Below are 16,270 nucleotides of genomic sequence, written 5' to 3'. Positions count from 1 at the left end.
GAGCAGAGTCTCGCCGGGAACCATCTACCGCCGGGGGGGCCTCGCCGATCAGAGATCGGCGAGGTTCACTCCAAGCTGTTTCAGAAAGCGCTCGATCCGTCCGGGATTGAGGTCGTTCTGAAGGGTCGAGACCTTGTCGCCAAGCCTGACCCGGTAGTGCGATCCGGAGCCCTTCTTCGTGTCCACCTCGAACCGGATGCTCCGGTTTCGGGCGTAGCGGCGAAGGCTGCGGATCAACTGGTCCCGATTCATCTCTCCTCTCCGTTTCCGATGAAAAGAGTATCGGGCACATATGCCCGATTGTCAATCATGGTCGGGCAAAAATGTCCGATCTATCGGCGCTGGCGTAGCGTGAGGGCGGCATGAGCGAGCCTCAACGCCCTCTTCTGCGCTGGCATGGCGGCAAATGGCTGCTGGCACCATGGATCATCGGCCATTTTCCGCGTCACCGGATTTATGTCGAGCCGTTCGGTGGCGCGGCCTCGGTGCTGCTGCGGAAAGCGCCGGCCTATGCGGAGGTCTACAACGACCTCGACGCGGAGCTTGTGAACCTGTTCCGCGTGTTGCGCGGGCCGGACTCCGCGCGTCTCGGCGAGCAGCTCGCGTTGACGCCGTTCGCGCGGGCCGAATTCATGGCAGCCTATGAGCCGTCCGACGAGCCTGTCGAGCAGGCCCGGCGCCTGATCATCCGCAGCCTGATGGGCTTCGGCAACACAGGTGCGCTCGGTCGTTCGACGGGCTTCCGGGCGGACAGCAACAAAAGCGGCACGACGCCGGCACATGATTGGGCGAACTACCCTGCTCTGCTGCCGGACATCGTCGCGCGGCTCTCCGGCGTGGTCATCGAAAGTCGGGACGCGGTCGCGGTCATGCGCGCACATGACCGAGCCGAGGCGCTGCACTATGTCGATCCACCCTATGTCCATGAGACGCGATCGGGCGGGAATCCCTACTGCGCCAAGCACAAGTATCGGCACGAATTGACGGATGCTGATCATGTCATGCTCCTCGAGGCGCTCCGCTCGCTCAAGGGCATGGTGGTGCTCTCGGGTTATCCCTCGCCGCTCTATGACCGTCTGCTGGATGGATGGTTGCGCGTAGAGCGCGCAGCGCTTGCCGACGGCGCCCGCGAGCGCACCGAGGTTCTCTGGATCAACCCCGCATGTGCGGCCGCGTTGGAGCGAGAGAAGGCCGGCGCAGGGGCTCCCCTGTTCGACTATCAGGAGGCGGCGGAGTGATCGTCCGGCGGCGCCGCACCAAGAACTTCACGGTCGTCGAGAACGAGGTCTTCGACGATGAGCGGCTCTCGCTCGAGGCGATGGCGCTGCTCGCCTGGCTGCGCTCGCGGCCGGACGACTGGGCGCTCTCGGTCGAGCATCTGCGCGGGCGGTTCAAGGTCGGCATCAACAAGATGCACAACCTCGTCCGCGAGCTCGTCGAACTCGGATGGGTGACGCGCGAGCGCAAGCGCGATCCCGTCACCAAGGCCTTCGTCGGCATGGAATATGTCGTGCTCGACGAGGCGGCGCCGCCCGAGCCGGAGCAGGAAGAGGCGCGCGAATCCAGCGGCTTGCCGGCCGAGCCATCTCATGAAAATCATGACGTGGCTCAGGCTTCGTTCCCGCTTTGTGCCGAGCCACGTCATGATTTGCCACGTCTGGCAAATCATGACGACATACTAAGAACTGACTCTAACCAAGAACTATCCCACACCCCCTTACCCCCGCAGCCTCGGCCCGCAGAGGTTGTGGGTCGATCGATCCTCGACGAGGTGACGATCAGGTCCGCCGAGCCCGAGCCGCCGCCGGCGCGCTGGGTCGATCTCGCTGCGATCTGGCCGTGGGAGGACGGTGAGAGCCGGATCCAGGCCGAGGCGCGCTTCGAGGGGCTGGACCGGGCGAACCGGCGCCATGTGCTCGTCGCGGCGCCGGCCTATCTTCGGGCCATGACGCTGGGGCCGCGCAGCAAGCGCTGCCACCTGAAGACCTTCATCGCCGAGCGGCTCTATCTCGACTATCCGGCCGATGGCGAGGTTCCGCCGCCGCCGGCGAAGCAGGTCTTCGTCGCCGTCGGGACACCGGCCTTCGCCGCCTGGGACCGGGCGTACCGTGCAGCGGGCCGGCCCGGCATGCCGGCCGGATCCTCGCACAACGGCCGCAACGGATGGTGGCGACCTTCGCTGTTCCCGGCGCAGGATTGGAGCTATGACCGCGAGGTCGCCGCGCGCCGCGCGCGGGAGGGGCCGGGAGCGGCGGCCTGACCGACAACCTCAGGGGCTGAACCATGGGGACCGTGATGACGTGCAGCAGAACAATCCAGCGGCGAGACGACCGGGGCGCAGGCGCAAGGATCCGCTGAAGGTCAGGCGCGACAAGGCCGGGCGCATCCTCCAGACCGCCGAGCGCGCCGGAAGCGCCGCGCGGCGCCAGGCACAGGCCCAACGCTTCCGCCAGCTCGGCGCCGAGGGCGTGCTCGATCCGCGGCTCGGCTCGACGCTCGGCCTCATGTTCGTGCTCGGCGTACCGGTCAAGATCGGCCCCCAGGAGTACGACGCCGCCTGCTGGCTGGCGGACCGGCTGCGCGCCTACGACGAGACGGTGCTCGCGCTGCGGCGGTCGCCGCCCTCCAACGTGATCGAGAAGGGCGCCGGCGGCATCCGCATGACGCCGCTCGAACTGGAAGCGAGCGCGCGTAAGGGCCGGTTGGATCCGGACGAGATCAAGCTGCATGGCGCAGCGCTGGCCATGGCCGAGCAGGTCGCCGGCATCCGAGCCGATGTCGACATGGCCAAGGCCGCCATGGGCGACGGCCCGCTCGGCCGGATGCGATGGCAGGCGCTCACCGCGGCCTGTCGCAGCGAGCCGATCCCGGCCGGCGACGGCCTGCGCCATTTCGTCGACGCGGTGGTCGACCTCGCCTTCGCCGGGGGCTTCTACGACCAGAAGCGGCGCCGCGCGAAGAACCAGAAGCAGGCCTGGGGCCATGACGTCGCGGCCATCGAGATCATCCGCGTGGTGAAGGGCGAGGGAGGAGGCGATGGCGAAAGGTGACCGCAAGCAGCTCGTCCTGCCGGAGCTCGAGCGCGCGACCCGCAAGGTGCGCGACCTCAAGCCCTATGCGCAGAACGCGCGGACGCACACGGCCGATCAGGTCGAGAAGATCGCAGCGTCGATGCGGACCTTCGGCTGGACCAATGCGGTGCTCGTGGACGAGGAGGACACGATCATCGCCGGCCACGGCCGTGTACTCGCCGGCGATCTCCTCGGGGTCGAGGACGCGCCCGTCGTGGTCGCGCGCGGCTGGTCGGCCGAGATGATCCGCGCCTACGTCATCGCCGACAACAAGCTCGCGCTGGACGCCGGCTGGGACGACGAGATCCTGAAGGCCGAGCTCGCCGCGCTCGAGCTGGCGCGGTTCGACATGGCGCTGACCGGCTTCGGCGAGGGCGAGCTGGAGGCAATCCTCCGCGCCGAGGAGGAAGCCGAGGACGAGGACGACGAGCCAGAGGAGGACGAGCCGGAGCAGACCTGCATGCAATGCGGTCGCGTCGTCGTGCCCGACAAGGACCTCACCCGCAGGGCGAAGAAGCGCCGGAAGGTCAGGCAGGCGCGCAGGGTGGACGATTCGGACCAGGAGCAGGGTGAGCCGTGACCTGTGCAGAACAGCACGATCGGGCTGATCCGGTCGCGGCGCGGCACGGCGCGGCAAGCGCTCAGGGCGCGGCGCGGGGGATAGCGCGGGAGGCGACGATAACCGCCATGCTGGTCTTGCCGGGAGCGCACGGTATCTGCGATCAGAAATGCAGCGTGAAGTCCTGCGCCCCGTGTCCGCCTCACGGGGTTCGGTCTTCCTCTCGACGCGTCCCGCGGATTCAGCCCCGGCGGGACGCGTTTCGTTTTCACACGGAGTACCAGCCGATGACCACGGTCCGCCTGCCCAGATGTGGCGGGGGCGCCGCGGTAGTCGGCTGGTCGTGCGGCCAGGGCCGCAAGGCCCGCGGGTCCTTCCGACGGGCCGCCCCCTACGGAGCGCGCAGCACCCCGCTGTATCGCTCAAGTTGTTTCGCCCTAGGGGGTTCCGCCGCCAGAATCGGGGGCCGGTGATGCGATGGCGCCGCCGGCGAAGCCAGCTTCCGGCATCGACGAGCTGACCCTCGCGAAGCTCCTGGACTGTTCCGATCGCAACGTCCGGGACCTCGCCAAGCGCGGTCTGGTCGTGAAAATCGCGCCAGGGCGCTACGACCTCGGCAAATCCGTCCAGACATTCGTCCGCCACCTCCGCGGACAGGCGGCGGGTCATCGGTCAGGAGAGGACGATCTCGTCGCCGAACGCGCCAGGCTCACCCGGGCCCAGGCAGAACGGGTCGAGCGCGACAATGCACTGGCGCGGGGCGAGGCGATCGAGGTGGACGCGATCGCCCCGGCGCTCGAGCGCATCGTCCGAGCCGCGCAGCTCTCGCTGCTGTCGGTTCCAGTCAAGGCGGCGGGGCGCCTGCCCCACCTGACCCGGGCGGATATCGGCGTCATCGACGCCCTCCTGCGCGAGGCGCTCGCGGACGCGGCCACCGAGAAGCTCCAGGAGGCAGTGGATACCGCCCGCAAGGCCAGAAAAGCGAGGAAGTGACGAAGCACGTATCGGCGGAGGACCTGCTCGTCGAGCGGGTGCTGGCGCTGTTCGCCCCGCCGCCCCGGCTGACCCTGTCGGACTGGGCGGCGCAGAATTTCCGTCTGGCGGAGCGCGCTTCCTCCGAGCCCGGGCGCTTCAAGCCTTGGCCCTATCAGCGATTCATCCTGGACGCGATCGGGGATCCGGCCATCGAGCGCGTCACGGTGCTGAAGGCGGCGCGCGTCGGCTTCACCAAGTGCCTGATGGCAGCGATTGGCGCCTCGGCGGCGACGCAGCCGGCCTCTATCATCCTGCTGGTGCCGACCGACGACGACGCCCGGGGCTTCGCCGTCGACGAGATCGAGCCGGCCTTTCAGGAATCGCCAGCGCTGGCCGGGCTGTTGCGGACGGGTCGAAACGACGGCCGCAACACCATGGTGATGAAGGCCTTCGCCGGCGGTGGATCGCTCAAGATCCTCGCAGCGCGCAGCCCCCGCAACCTGCGCCGCCACGACGCGAAACGCCTCTTCATCGACGAGGCCGACGCGATGGAGGTGACCGTCGAGGGCGACCCGATCGCCCTCGCCGAGAAGCGGACATTCGCCCATGCCGATCGCAAGATCGTCCTGGGCTCGACACCGACGCTGGAGAACGTCTCCAATGTCGAGAAGAGCTGGAAGCTCTCGAACCAGACAGTGTTCGAGTGTCCCTGCCCACAATGCAGCGAGTTCTTCGAGCTGCAGTGGGAGCAGCTGAAATGGGACGCCGGCAAGCCGGAGACCGTCCACCTGGTCTGTCCATGCTCCGGCTGCATCATCAGCCACGAGCAGAAGGCCGGGATGATCGAGGGCATGCGGGCCCGCCCGATGAAGCCCGAAATCAGGGACCACGCGGGCTTCAGGCTCTCGGCCCTGCTGTCGCTCTTTGCCAACGCCGCCTGGCCCCGCCTCGTCGCCGAGTACGAGAAGGCGAAGGCTGCTGGGCCGAGCGAGATGCAGGTGTTCACCAACACCGTTCTCGGCCGGCCCTTCAGGCTCACGCAGGCGCAGGTCGACGAGGACACTCTGCTGGCGCGTGCCGAGCCGTTCGGCCTGGTATTCGATCGAGATAGAGGCACCTGGTCGGCCAGCCTGCCGGCTGAGACGCTCTACGTCACCGCCGGCGTCGACGTTCAGCATGATCGTCTCGAGGTCGGGCTCTGGGGCTGGTGCCTCGGCGGCGTCCAGGCACTCGGCCATGAGGTGCTCACCGGCGACACCAGCTTCGCCGAGGTCTGGGAAGAACTCGACACGCTGCTGCAGCAGCGCTGGGCGCATCCGCTCGGCGGCACGGTCGGCATCGAGGTCGCATGCATCGATGCGGGCGACTCCTCGGGACGACAGCGTAGTGAGCGATTGATGGCCTTTGCGATGGCGCGGCACGGCGGCTGCCGCACCTATGCGATCAAGGGCGCATCGAACCCTCAGAACGAGCCGGTGAAGAAAGCCGCGAAGTTGAAGATGCGTGGCAAGCTGTTCCTGCTCGCGACCGAGCAGTTCAAGGCCGATCTCTGGTCGCGCCTCGAACTGCCGACGCCCCAACCTGGCTGGATGCGCTTCTCGAACGCTTTCGGCCGCGAATGGTACGAGCAGCTCCTCTCCGAGCCGCCGCAGATCGTCTATCGCCGCGGCCGTCCTGAGCGGGAGTTCGTGCGAATCCCGAACCGCCGCGCCGAGGTGATGGACTGCTTCGTCTATGCATCCGCGGCGCGTCATTTCTTCCGGCCGGACTGGGAGCGCCGCCTAGCGGAGCTCTCCGCCGCCGGATCCGCCGCCCCGAAGAAGCCGGACGCCAACGCCAAGGCCCGCGAGCTCGCGGCGCTGCTGCGGCGAAAGTGACCCCGTAAATCCGAGGACCGATCATGTGTAACTGTGCCAAGCGCCGCGGCGATATCGCCGCTGGCGCCCGCGCGCTCCTGCGCGGCGATATCGGCGAGGCCGCCCGCCGCGCCGCGGAGGTCTCTCGCTCCGCCCGCATCGATCTGGAACTGGCGCGCAGGGCCGCGTCTGCTCGCGCCATCGGGCTGATCCGCCGCTGATGGCCGTTTTCATGGCACAGCGCACCGGCGGCGTCGTCGCCGGCAATTCGCTGCGCGATTTCGGCGCGAGCCGGAAGAACGCCGGCGGCGGCGCCGGGCTGGTGATCGACGTCAACGCCGCCGGAATCGGCGGTGTAGCCGAGGCCTTCCAACGAGCCGCCGCGCTCTCTCCGGTCGCCGTCGCCCGCGCACTGAATGCGACGAACGCCAAGGTGCAGACGCAGATCGTGCGGGCTTTGCCCAAACAGACCGGGCTCAAGGCTGGCCGGATCAGGGCGGCGTTGAAGCGAGAGGCCGCCAGCGCCGGCCATCTCTCCGCGGCAGTCCGGGCTCGCGGGCCGTACATCCCGCTGAAGGAGTTCGGCGCGCGCGAAACCGCCAAGGGCGTCAGCGCCGCCCCCTGGGGCAAACGCCGCGTCTTCGCCGGCGCCTTCTCCCGCGGTGGCAGGTTCCCGAACCGCGTCGCCCTCGCGCTCGGCGGTCATGTCTTCAAGCGCCTCGGTAAGAAGAGACTGAAGATCGCCATCACCTATGGCCCGGCGATCCCGGTCGAGATGGTGAAGGACGCCAGCAAGGCGGCCTATGAAGCGACTGTCGCCCGCGAGCTTCCGATCGACCTGAACCGGGCGCTCGGCTCGGTGCTCCGGGGCTTCTGATGACGCTATCGTCCGAAGACATCGCGGCCCTGCAGCTTCGGTTGCGCGAGGCGAAGGCCGCTCGCCACCAGCTGCTGACCGTCGGCGGCGTCGTCAAGACCATGTCGAAATCGCTCGACTCCGTCCAGGAGATCCAGTGGACGCCGGCGAGGCTAGCGGATCTCGAGCGCTACATAGCCGAGATGGAGCGCGAGCTCGGCCTCTGCCCGTCCGTGACACGCGCACGTTCGCGCCGGGTAGTGTTCTGATGGCGCTGCTCGACGCCTACGGTCTCCCAGTCAGGGCGCAGGCGCCGGGGCGCGACCGCCCGCATGTCGCGGCGTCTCGCACCCATCCCGATCTCGCCGGCTGGCGCCCTCCCCGCGTCGCCGGCCGGGCCGCCGTCGCCTGGGATCGCGGAGAGGTCAACGCGCGCGTCCACGATCTAGCCCGTAACGACGGCTGGGCCTCGGGCGGCGTCAGCCGCGTCGTCGACTCGATCATCGGGTCGGGCTGGCGCTGCTCCTCGACGCCGAACGCCGACCTCCTCGGGATCACGCCGGACGCAGCCGACGAGATCGCGACGCGGATCGAGGCGATCTGGACCGATTACGCCACAGACCCCAGCAATTGGTGCGACGCCGCTCGCCGTCTGCCTGTAGGCGGCCTGCTGGCCCTCGCCTATCGACACTTCATGTGGGACGGCGAGGCGCTCGGCGTGCTGCGCTGGCGTCGTTCGCCGGCACCGTGGCGTACCGCCCTGCAGATCGTCGACCCGGACCGCCTCTCGAATCCGACCGGCCAGCCCGACAGCGATGTCCTTTACCAGGGCGTCGAGCTCGGCGGCTGGGGTGAGCCGCTCGCCTATCACATCGGTGTCCGCCACCCGGCGGACCATGCGATTACGACCTCTTTCGGCCGGCACGAGCGTATCGAGCGCGAAACGGCCTGGGGCCGCGCCATCGTGCTGCACCATTTCGAGCCCGAGCGCGCCGGCGAGGTCCGCGGCATCTCGCGGTTGAAGACCGTGGTGAAGAAGCTTCGCATGCTCGGGCGCTATGACGAGGCCGAGCTCCAGGCCGCCGTGCTGAACGCCACGCTCGCCGCCTTCTTGAAATCCGATTTCGACCACAAGGCCCTGCTCGATTCGCTCGGCCAGATGGACAGTTCCGATCTCGCGGGCAGCATGGAAGCCTACAACGCCGCCCGCGTCGACTATTGGCGCGATACCGCGATCGACCTACCCGGCGTCAAGGTCACCTCGCTCTACACCAACGAGGACATCGTCTTCCCGAACGCTGCGCGCCCGGCCGCACAGTTCGAGATGTTCGAGCGCGCCTGCCTACGCAACATCGCCACCGCGCTCGGCACCACCTACGAGCAGCTCTCGATGGACTGGGGCCAGGTCAACTATTCCTCGGCCCGCGCCGCGCTGCTCGAGGTCTGGCGCGGCTTCTATGCCCGCCAGTGGTTCTTCGGCCACGGCTTCCTCGCCCCCTGGTTCGCGGCGGTGCTGGAGGAGGCCGTCGACGATGGCCGTCTCGTCCTGCCGGCCGGCGCGCCGTCCTTCCAGGAGGCCCGCTCTGCCTGGTGTCAGGCCCGCTGGATCGGCCCCGGCCGGGGCTGGGTCGATCCGATGAAGGAGGCGCAGGCCGCCGAGAAGCGCCTGCAGACCGGCATCTCGACGCTGGAGCGAGAATCCAACGAGCAGGGCCATGACTGGCAGGAGAACATGAAGCAGCAGGCTCGCGAGAACGCCTATGCACGGCGCCACGGGCTGCCGCTGCCGCATGTCAATCGCAATCCGCCGAAGCCCGCCGCCGGCGAGCCCGCCGATAGCGAGGATGAGCTCGAGAAGGTCGCGGCGTGACCGGCCAGCTCTTCCGCATCGCCGAGCTCGCCTTCAACCGGCCGCTGCTGATTGAGCCGGAGGCCGCGGCGATCGCCGCCTCGGTGCTGCTGCCGCGCATCGGCGCCGAGCAACTGGTCGATCTCGACGGCGAGATGCCGGATACGGAGGCCTCGGCCTTCGTCGGCACGCCGGTGCGGCGGGCCGACGGGAGTTATGCCGGCTATCGCATGGCCGGGGACGGCGTCGCCATCGCCCAGATGCGCGGCAAGCTCGTCAACCGCGGCGCCTGGATCGGCGCCTCGTCGGGACTGACCAGCTACGAAGGGCTTGGCGCCCTCTTCTCGGTGATGCGTGCCGATACTGCCGTCAGCCGCGTTGTCCTCGACGTCGATTCGCCCGGCGGCGAGGCGGCCGGCGCCTTCGAGGCCGCCGCAGCGCTGCGCGCCCTCGATGCCGAGAAGCCGGTCACGGTGCTGGTCAACGCGGTCTGCTGCTCGGCCGCATTCCTCGTCTCGTCAGGCGCATCCGAGATCCTGGTCACGCCGACCGCCTCGGTCGGCAGCGTCGGCGTCATCATCGTGCACCTCGACCGGTCCGCCTCGCTGGAAAAGGCTGGACTGCGGCCGACCATCATTCACGCCGGCGCCGGCAAAGCCGATTTCAACCCGTTCGAGCCGCTGCCGGAAGCCGTGCGCGCCGACGTGCAGCGCGAGGTCGACACGCTCTACGGCGAATTCGTCGCCACGGTCGCGGCCCATCGGCCGAAGCGCCTCACCGAGGAAGCCATACGCACCGCCGGCGCCCGCGTCTTCCGCGGCCGGGCGGCCGTCGAAGCCGGCCTCGCTGATCGTGTCGCCACCCTCGACGACATCCTGAAGACGCCTGCCGCGCGATCCCGCGCAATCACCGGAGCCAGAGGAGCCCAGATGTCCGGTCAGACCGAGAACCAGCCCGCGCCCGACGCGGGAATCCCCCGCGCCGAGCACGAGGCGGCGCTGACGGCGGCGCGCACCGAGGCCAGGGCCGAAGGCGTCGCCGAGGGCCAGAAGGCCGGCGCCACCGCCGAACGTGCGCGGCTGAAGGGCATCATGGCGCTCGACGGCGCGAAGGTCTCGCCGGCCGCTGCGCTCGCACTCGCGCTCGACACCGACGTCAGCGCCGACCAGGCGGCGGCGGTGCTCGCCGCCGCCCCGGCTCCCAAGACGGGCCTCGCTCAGGCGATGGCCGGCCAGCCCGATCACGATCTCGGCCCCGGCACGAAGCCGGGGACCGCCGCGGCGAGCGGCTCTCTCGCCGACAAGATGGCCAAGCGCTTCGGCGCCGGCGCCCGTAGCTGAGGAGGCGCACATGGCCCTGCGCGGAACCGAGCCGAGGCGCGCCTCGGACGTCCTGAAGCACCACGACCCTGTCTACTCGCTGGAGGAGCGCATCGTCGCCTCCGGCTCCGGCAAGATCGAGATCGGCCAGGTCCTCGGCCTGGTCCGGAGCGGCACGGCGAGCGCCGTCGCCAAGGCCGGCGGCAATACCGGCAACGGCACGATCTCGGCCGTGACGGTGTCCGGCCGGGCGAAGGCGGGCACGTACAGCGTCCGCTTCACCGGGGCGACCGCGTTCGACCTGTCTGATCCCGGCGGCGACGTCGTCGCCTCGGGCGCGACCGGCGTCGCGGTCGCCGACGATCTCGGTTTCACCATCACGGTGGGCGGCACGGCCTTCGTCGCCGGCGACGGCTTCGACATCGCCGTGGTGCCGACCGGCAAGAAGGCCAAGCCCTATGCGCCCGCCGCGGCCGATGGCTCGCAGATCGCGGCCGAGATCGCGATCGGCGCCTGCGACGCCACCTTGGCCGACGCCAAGGTCGTCACCGTCGCCCGCAAGGCCGTCGTCGTCCGCAACGAGCTCGTCTTCGCCGGCGGCGTGACGACCGACCAGAAAGCCGTCGCTGTCGAGCATCTCGAAAAGGCCGGCATCCTTTCGGCTCAGGGGGCCTGAACGCTCATGAACTCCACCGTCCTCGACCTCCTCGACGATCCGGTCTTCGCCACGCGCAACCTCGTCGACTCGGTTAACATCGTCCCCAACACCTATGGCCGCATCAACGAACTCGGCCTCTTCCCGATCCGCGGGGTCGCGACGACCTATGTCGAGATCGAGTATAAGAACGGCGTGCTCAACCTGTTGCGCACGGCCGAGCGCGGCGCGCGCGGCACCGCCGCCATCCGTGGCCGTCGCAACGTGCGGATCTTCAAGGTGCCGCACATCCCGCACCTGGACGCGCTGGCGTCCGGCGACCTGCAGAACCGGATTCCCTACGGCGCGACCGACGTGCTGGACCGCGTCCAGAACGCGGTCAACGAGAAGCTCGAGGACATCGCCGGCAAGTTCCACATCACGCTGGAAGCCCTGCGGGCGTCGGCGCTGAACGGTGTCCTGCTCGATGCCGACGGCTCGGTCATCATCGACTACTTCGCCGAATTCGGGATCACCGAGAAGGTCGTCGACTTCGATCTGACGAATCCGGCGACGAAGATGATGACGAAAAATAACGAGGTCATGCGGTATCTCGAGGACAATCTTCACGGCGAGACCATGGTTCGCGCCCATGGCCTGTGCTCGCCGGAGTTCTTCGACGCCTATGTCGGCCACGCTGACGTCGAGAAGGCGTACATGTATTACACCTCCCAGGCGGAGCCGCTGCGCCAGGATGTCCGCAAGGGCTTCCTGCACCGCGGGATCATGTGGGAGGAGTACCGCGGCAATGCGAACTACCTCGCCGAGGACGGCACGACGGTGAACCGCAAGTTTATCCCGGCCGGCGAGGCCAGGATCTACCCCACCGGCACGCGCGAGACTTTCCAGACCTATCTCGCGCCCCCGACCGCGCTCTCCGAGGTCAACTCGGCGCCGCGCGAGGACCAGATGATCTTCGTCACCCAGAAGCGCCTGGATCACGACGAGGGCATCGAGTTCAAGGCGCAGGCCAATCCCCTGCCCATCGTCAAGCGCCCGGCCCTGCTGGTGCGCGCGACGATGACCTGAGGAGGCCTCGATGCAGATCAAGATGATCGGGACCTTCTCCTATGACGTGGTGCCTGGCCTGACCCGCCGCACGCTGCATGCCGGCCTCGTCCTCGACGAGCCGGTCGACGTGGCGAAGGCCGCGATCGCGGACGGAAAGGCCGTCCGCTGGCCGCCGCTGCCGCACGAGCCGATCGTCGGCATCATCGACGAGAACGACGGAGACGACGATTCGGCTGGGCAGGGCGAGGACCCGCCGGGCCCTGCGGCGGATTCTGAGGCAGCGGGCAGCAAGGCCAAGCCGGCCAAGTCCGCTAAGGCCAAGCCGGCGGAGCCCGCCCAAGCCGCCGGCGAGCCGACCCCGGCCGAGGCGATCGAGCCCGGCGCCTGATGCCCTCGCTCTTCGCTGCACGGCACCGCGCCGTGCAGCCGATCCTCGACGAGCGCCATGGCGAGCCTTTCGCCATCCTGCCCCGGGCTGGGCGCGAGCCCGACCCGGCACGCTTCGCCCGCGAGACGCCTTTCGTGGCGATATTCCATGAGGCGCAGGCCGCTTCGCGCCACGCGATGAACGGCAAGGTGCCCGGCCTCAGCGTGCCTGGCCTCGCCGCCAGCACGCGCCAGGTCGCGATCTCGATCGACAAGGCGCTGATCCCTGCAGAATGGCGCTCCGCAGCTGCGCCGCTTGGGCTCAGGCGCGGCGACCTCTTCATCCGGGAGGACGGCACCGCGTGGGTGATCGAGGACGTCCTGCCGGCCGGCCCGGCGCGCATCGACTGCCGGGTCCTCGAGGCCAAGGCGCCCGTCTGATGTCGCTGACCCGTCTCGCCCTGCGGCTTTCGGCGATCGCCGCCGTGAAGGCCTCTCCGGCTCTCGCCGGGACCGACGTCCACGACACCGGATGGAGCAAGTTCGATCGGATCGGTGCCGGCGACTACCGGCCGGTGCTGATCATCTCGACCGAGGATGTCGCCGTCGAGGAGGAGGTCAGCCGCCACGAATCCGACCGGCGCGTCGACATGCTGGTCCAGATCGCCCTGGCGACCGTGGACGGCGCCCTCGCCGAGATCGCGCCCGACGACTGGGACACCGCCGAGGCCCTGATCGACATCATCGAGCAGGAGATCGACTGGGCGCTGGAGCGCGATCCGGTCTGGTCGGGCCTCGTCCAGCATGTCGAGCGAAACTCGACCACGGTGCGCGACGCCTCCGGCGCCAACAAAATGCCGATGCGGCTCATGGTCCTGAGCTGCCGGGTCTTCGCGGTCTGCGTCCCGCCCCCGGCGGTCGCACCGGACGTGCCGGCCCAGGGCCTCGCCCGCTTCGGCGCGGATATCGCCGCGATCGTCGGCGCGTTGCCCGAGGGCGACCGTGTCCGCGCCGTCGTCGAGAACGCGGCGGGCCTGACCCTCGCCGAGCAGGTCGGACGGCTCCGCGGGTTCAAGGTCACCGCCCGCCGGACCGACGCGGCGGCTGCGCGGGATACGCCGGCGCTCGAATTCGGGGTCTCCGGGCTCGACCTCCCGGATCCCGAACCCGAGCCCGACCCCACCCCCTGACCGCAGAGGACATTCCGCAGATGACCGGCACCATCAAGGTGATTCCGGCGGAGGGCGCCTGCGTCCGCCAGCCCGAACGCCTCATGGAACCCGTGCCCGCCACCGGCGGCCTGGTTCCGGACACCGCCTACTACCGGCGTTTCCTGCTCACCGGCGACCTTCTCGAGGCCGCCCCCGAGCTCCCGGCCGCCGCCGCGCCCGACGCGGCCCCGCCGCGCCGCCGCTTCGCCCCCCGTCCCTCCACCACCGAACAGGAGTGATCGCGCATGGTCGCGTTCAATGAGATTTCGTCGACCACGCGCTCCGGCCTCTTCCATGTCGAGGTCAGGAGCGGCGGCACCCCCTACCAGCAGCGCGGACGGATCATCTACATCGCCCAGAAGTTCGCCGGCGGCGCCGCGGCGGTCTCCGTGCCGGTCCTCGTCGCCTCCGAGCTCGAGGCCGACCGCCTGTTCGGTGCCGGCTCCGATCTGGCGCGGATGTGCCGTAACGGCATGCTGAACCGCCCGAGCGGCGAGTACTGGGCCGCGCCGATGCCGGACCCGACCGGCGCCGGCGCCGCGACCGGCAAGATCGCGCTCGCGGCTCTGCCGGGCGGCGGCATCGCCGGGCCGTGCATCGTCGAGATCGGCGGCGTCCAGGTCGTCTCGGCCGCGACCCGGGCCGACACGCTCGACCAGATCGGCACCGCCTTCGCCGCCGCGATCTCTGCCGCCCTGGTCGAGGTCGAGGCGACCTATGACGATGACGACAACGAGGTCCTGCTGACCGCCCGCCATCCGGGCGCTCTCGGCAACGACATCGACGTCTACGTCCCGCCGCAGGACAACGCGATCGCCGCGATCGCGACCGTCACGCCGATGACCGGCGGCACCGGCACGCCGACCGAAGCGCAGTGGACCACGCTGCTCGCCGGCCTCGGCGACGAGGAGTTCGACACCTGGGGCCAGCCCTGGGCGGATACCGTCTCGCTCAACGCTATCAAGGCCGAGATGGACGCGCGCTGGCACGACAACCAGCAGATCTACGGCCATATGATCACGGCCAAGAAGGCGTCGGTCGGCGCGCTGTCCGGCCTCGGCTCGGCGCGCAACAACAGCCACGAGAGCATCATCGGCTTCTACGGTTCGCCGACCGGCCCGCAGCTCTGGTGCTCGTCGGCGGCCGCGATCTCCTCCTTCCACCTGACCGATTCCGGCGCCGGCGAAATCTCCCGGCCGCTGCGCACGTTGGCGCTCGCCGGCGTCAAGCCGCCGCGCAACCGGATCGACCGCTTCACCAAGTCGAACAAGGAGACGCTGCTCTACGACGGCATCTCGACCTTCGACGTCACGCGCGATGGCACGGTCCAGATCGACCGCATCATCACGACGTATTCGCAGTCGCCCGCCGGCGCGATCGACTGGACCTGGCTCAACATTAACCAGATCTACCAGGCGATGTTCGTGGTGCGCTCGATCCGCAACGCGGTGCTGAACGCTCATGGCCGCCAGGGCCTGGCCTCGACTGACCGCTTCGACCTCGAGGCGATCACCACCCCCGCCGAGGCGCGTGCGACGCTGATTCACGAGTACGTCCGGCTCGAGGCCGAGGGCGTCGTCGAGAATTCGGCGCTCTTCGCCCAGTTGGTCCAGGTCGTCCGCAACGGCGTCGAGCCCGACATGCTCGATGTCTACCTGCCCTTCGACGTGGTCAACCAGCTCCACGTCTTCAGGACCGCGGCGGTGCTCTTCCGCCAGTTCCCGCAGCAGCTCGCCGCCTGACCGGCGCAACCTGAAAGGTAAGTCGCGATGACCTGCAAGCGCTTCGGCGGCAAGATGACGCTGTCCTATGCCGGCCGGAAATTCGAGATCATCGGCAATGTCGAGCTCGACACCACCGGCAAGACCCGCGAGACCAAGGCGACCTCGTCCGGCATGCTCTACTCGACCGAGGAGATGATGCCAGGCCTGCTCACCGTCGAGATCCTCGAGACGATCAGCGGCCCGAGCTTCAACGAGGTCTTTGACCTCTGCGACGAGAACCTGACGCTGATCGAGCAGACCGCGCGCGTCATGCATGTCTGCCCCCGCGCCACCATGACGGGCTCGGTGAAGCGCGACCGCAAGACCGGCGCGATCAGCGGCGTGATGTTCGCCTTCCGGGCCGATGAGTACCGGGAGACCTCGCTGTGAGCCGGACGGACGTCAAAATCCCGCTCGATCCGCCAGTCGTAATCGGCACGAAGCGCTACGAATACGTCAAGGTTCGGGCGCCCGGCTATCACGACTACATGGATTTCGGCGAGGTCCTGCAGGACCAGCGCAACAGCGAAGGCGTGCTCATCAGAGTCGAGCACATCGACCGGATCAAGGCCTATGCCGAGCGCCTCGTCACCACCGGCGACGACGAGAGCGCCGACCCTGCAGTGCTCCACGCCGCCGGCTTCCGGATCGCTCGGCGCGTGCACGAGGTGATCTGCGATTTTTTGTACTCCCAGCCGGACGCGACTGGGACGGCATCGCCGACCAGCTGATGTTCGGCC

At 68.9% G+C, this 16,270-nt stretch carries 21 protein-coding genes; 20 read left to right on the top strand and 1 reads right to left on the bottom strand.

Annotation, left to right across the window (positions count from 1 at the left end; genetic code table 11):
• Nucleotides 1–48: 48 nt before the first annotated feature.
• Complete coding sequence (locus tag ABE438_RS17490) at nt 49–252, bottom strand: hypothetical protein (RefSeq protein WP_346503945.1); 204 nt, start codon at nt 250–252, stop codon at nt 49–51.
• A 110-nt stretch (nt 253–362) separates the two neighbouring features.
• Between ABE438_RS17490 and ABE438_RS17485 the strand changes: the two genes are divergently transcribed.
• The 20 genes from ABE438_RS17485 (at nt 363) to ABE438_RS17390 (ending at nt 16,261) form a co-directional block, all read left to right on the top strand.
• Nucleotides 363–1,238 carry a DNA adenine methylase gene (locus ABE438_RS17485; RefSeq protein ID WP_346503943.1) on the top strand — a complete coding sequence of 292 codons (876 nt, stop codon included), beginning with the start codon at nt 363–365 and terminating at the stop codon, nt 1,236–1,238.
• Between the two features lie 80 nt (nt 1,239–1,318).
• Nucleotides 1,319–2,260 carry a hypothetical protein gene (locus ABE438_RS17480; protein ID WP_346503942.1) on the top strand — a complete coding sequence of 314 codons (942 nt, stop codon included), beginning with the start codon at nt 1,319–1,321 and terminating at the stop codon, nt 2,258–2,260.
• Between the two features lie 40 nt (nt 2,261–2,300).
• Entirely contained in the window at nt 2,301–3,050 is a 750-nt protein-coding gene (locus ABE438_RS17475; RefSeq protein WP_346503941.1) for a hypothetical protein, read from the top strand.
• On the top strand, nt 3,037–3,651 hold the full coding sequence (locus tag ABE438_RS17470) for a ParB/Srx family N-terminal domain-containing protein (RefSeq protein WP_346503939.1): 615 nt from the start codon (nt 3,037–3,039) through the stop codon (nt 3,649–3,651). Before ABE438_RS17475 ends, ABE438_RS17470 begins: the two co-directional genes overlap by 14 nt.
• Nucleotides 3,652–4,107: 456 nt before the next feature.
• Entirely contained in the window at nt 4,108–4,623 is a 516-nt protein-coding gene (locus ABE438_RS17465) for a hypothetical protein (RefSeq protein WP_346503938.1), read from the top strand.
• Nucleotides 4,620–6,482: a phage terminase large subunit family protein gene (locus tag ABE438_RS17460; protein WP_346503937.1), complete on the top strand. Its 1,863-nt coding sequence runs from the start codon at nt 4,620–4,622 to the stop codon at nt 6,480–6,482. Before ABE438_RS17465 ends, ABE438_RS17460 begins: the two co-directional genes overlap by 4 nt.
• A 23-nt stretch (nt 6,483–6,505) precedes the next feature.
• Nucleotides 6,506–6,682 (top strand): hypothetical protein, encoded by a 177-nt coding sequence (locus tag ABE438_RS17455; RefSeq protein ID WP_346503936.1) that lies wholly within the window; start codon nt 6,506–6,508, stop codon nt 6,680–6,682.
• Nucleotides 6,683–6,783: 101 nt separating this feature from the next.
• A complete protein-coding gene (locus tag ABE438_RS17450; RefSeq protein ID WP_346503935.1) occupies nt 6,784–7,338 on the top strand; it encodes a phage tail protein in 555 nt (184 codons plus the stop codon).
• Nucleotides 7,338–7,586, top strand: a complete 249-nt coding sequence (gpW, locus tag ABE438_RS17445) for a gpW family head-tail joining protein (protein WP_346503934.1) — start codon at nt 7,338–7,340, stop codon at nt 7,584–7,586. Before ABE438_RS17450 ends, gpW begins: the two co-directional genes overlap by 1 nt.
• Nucleotides 7,586–9,187: a phage portal protein gene (locus tag ABE438_RS17440; protein WP_346503933.1), complete on the top strand. Its 1,602-nt coding sequence runs from the start codon at nt 7,586–7,588 to the stop codon at nt 9,185–9,187. The genes gpW and ABE438_RS17440 overlap by 1 nt, the downstream gene beginning before the upstream one ends.
• The gene (locus ABE438_RS17435) at nt 9,184–10,506 is read left to right on the top strand and encodes a S49 family peptidase (RefSeq protein ID WP_346503932.1); all 1,323 of its coding nucleotides are present in this window, start codon (nt 9,184–9,186) and stop codon (nt 10,504–10,506) included. The genes ABE438_RS17440 and ABE438_RS17435 overlap by 4 nt, the downstream gene beginning before the upstream one ends.
• 10 nt (nt 10,507–10,516) lie before the next feature.
• Complete coding sequence (locus ABE438_RS17430) at nt 10,517–11,161, top strand: head decoration protein (RefSeq protein ID WP_346503931.1); 645 nt, start codon at nt 10,517–10,519, stop codon at nt 11,159–11,161.
• A gap of 6 nt (nt 11,162–11,167) precedes the next feature.
• Nucleotides 11,168–12,208 (top strand): major capsid protein, encoded by a 1,041-nt coding sequence (locus ABE438_RS17425; RefSeq protein WP_346503930.1) that lies wholly within the window; start codon nt 11,168–11,170, stop codon nt 12,206–12,208.
• 10 nt (nt 12,209–12,218) lie between these two features.
• Nucleotides 12,219–12,578 (top strand): hypothetical protein, encoded by a 360-nt coding sequence (locus ABE438_RS17420; protein ID WP_346503929.1) that lies wholly within the window; start codon nt 12,219–12,221, stop codon nt 12,576–12,578.
• Complete coding sequence (locus ABE438_RS17415) at nt 12,578–12,997, top strand: hypothetical protein (protein WP_346503928.1); 420 nt, start codon at nt 12,578–12,580, stop codon at nt 12,995–12,997. The genes ABE438_RS17420 and ABE438_RS17415 overlap by 1 nt, the downstream gene beginning before the upstream one ends.
• Complete coding sequence (locus ABE438_RS17410; RefSeq protein ID WP_346503927.1) at nt 12,997–13,746, top strand: hypothetical protein; 750 nt, start codon at nt 12,997–12,999, stop codon at nt 13,744–13,746. The genes ABE438_RS17415 and ABE438_RS17410 overlap by 1 nt, the downstream gene beginning before the upstream one ends.
• 20 nt (nt 13,747–13,766) lie before the next feature.
• A complete protein-coding gene (locus ABE438_RS17405; RefSeq protein WP_346503926.1) occupies nt 13,767–14,006 on the top strand; it encodes a DUF2635 domain-containing protein in 240 nt (79 codons plus the stop codon).
• A gap of 6 nt (nt 14,007–14,012) precedes the next feature.
• Nucleotides 14,013–15,509: a phage tail sheath subtilisin-like domain-containing protein gene (locus ABE438_RS17400; protein WP_346503925.1), complete on the top strand. Its 1,497-nt coding sequence runs from the start codon at nt 14,013–14,015 to the stop codon at nt 15,507–15,509.
• Between the two features lie 27 nt (nt 15,510–15,536).
• Nucleotides 15,537–15,920, top strand: coding sequence for a hypothetical protein (locus ABE438_RS17395; RefSeq protein ID WP_346503924.1), 384 nt, complete (start codon nt 15,537–15,539; stop codon nt 15,918–15,920).
• Entirely contained in the window at nt 15,917–16,261 is a 345-nt protein-coding gene (locus ABE438_RS17390) for a hypothetical protein (protein ID WP_346503923.1), read from the top strand. The genes ABE438_RS17395 and ABE438_RS17390 overlap by 4 nt, the downstream gene beginning before the upstream one ends.
• Nucleotides 16,262–16,270 lie beyond the last annotated feature (9 nt).

It is taken from the genome of Allobosea sp. TWI1241 (assembly GCF_039673065.1).
Lineage (GTDB): Bacteria > Pseudomonadota > Alphaproteobacteria > Rhizobiales > Beijerinckiaceae > Allobosea.
This window is presented reverse-complemented; position numbering and strand designations above follow the sequence as displayed.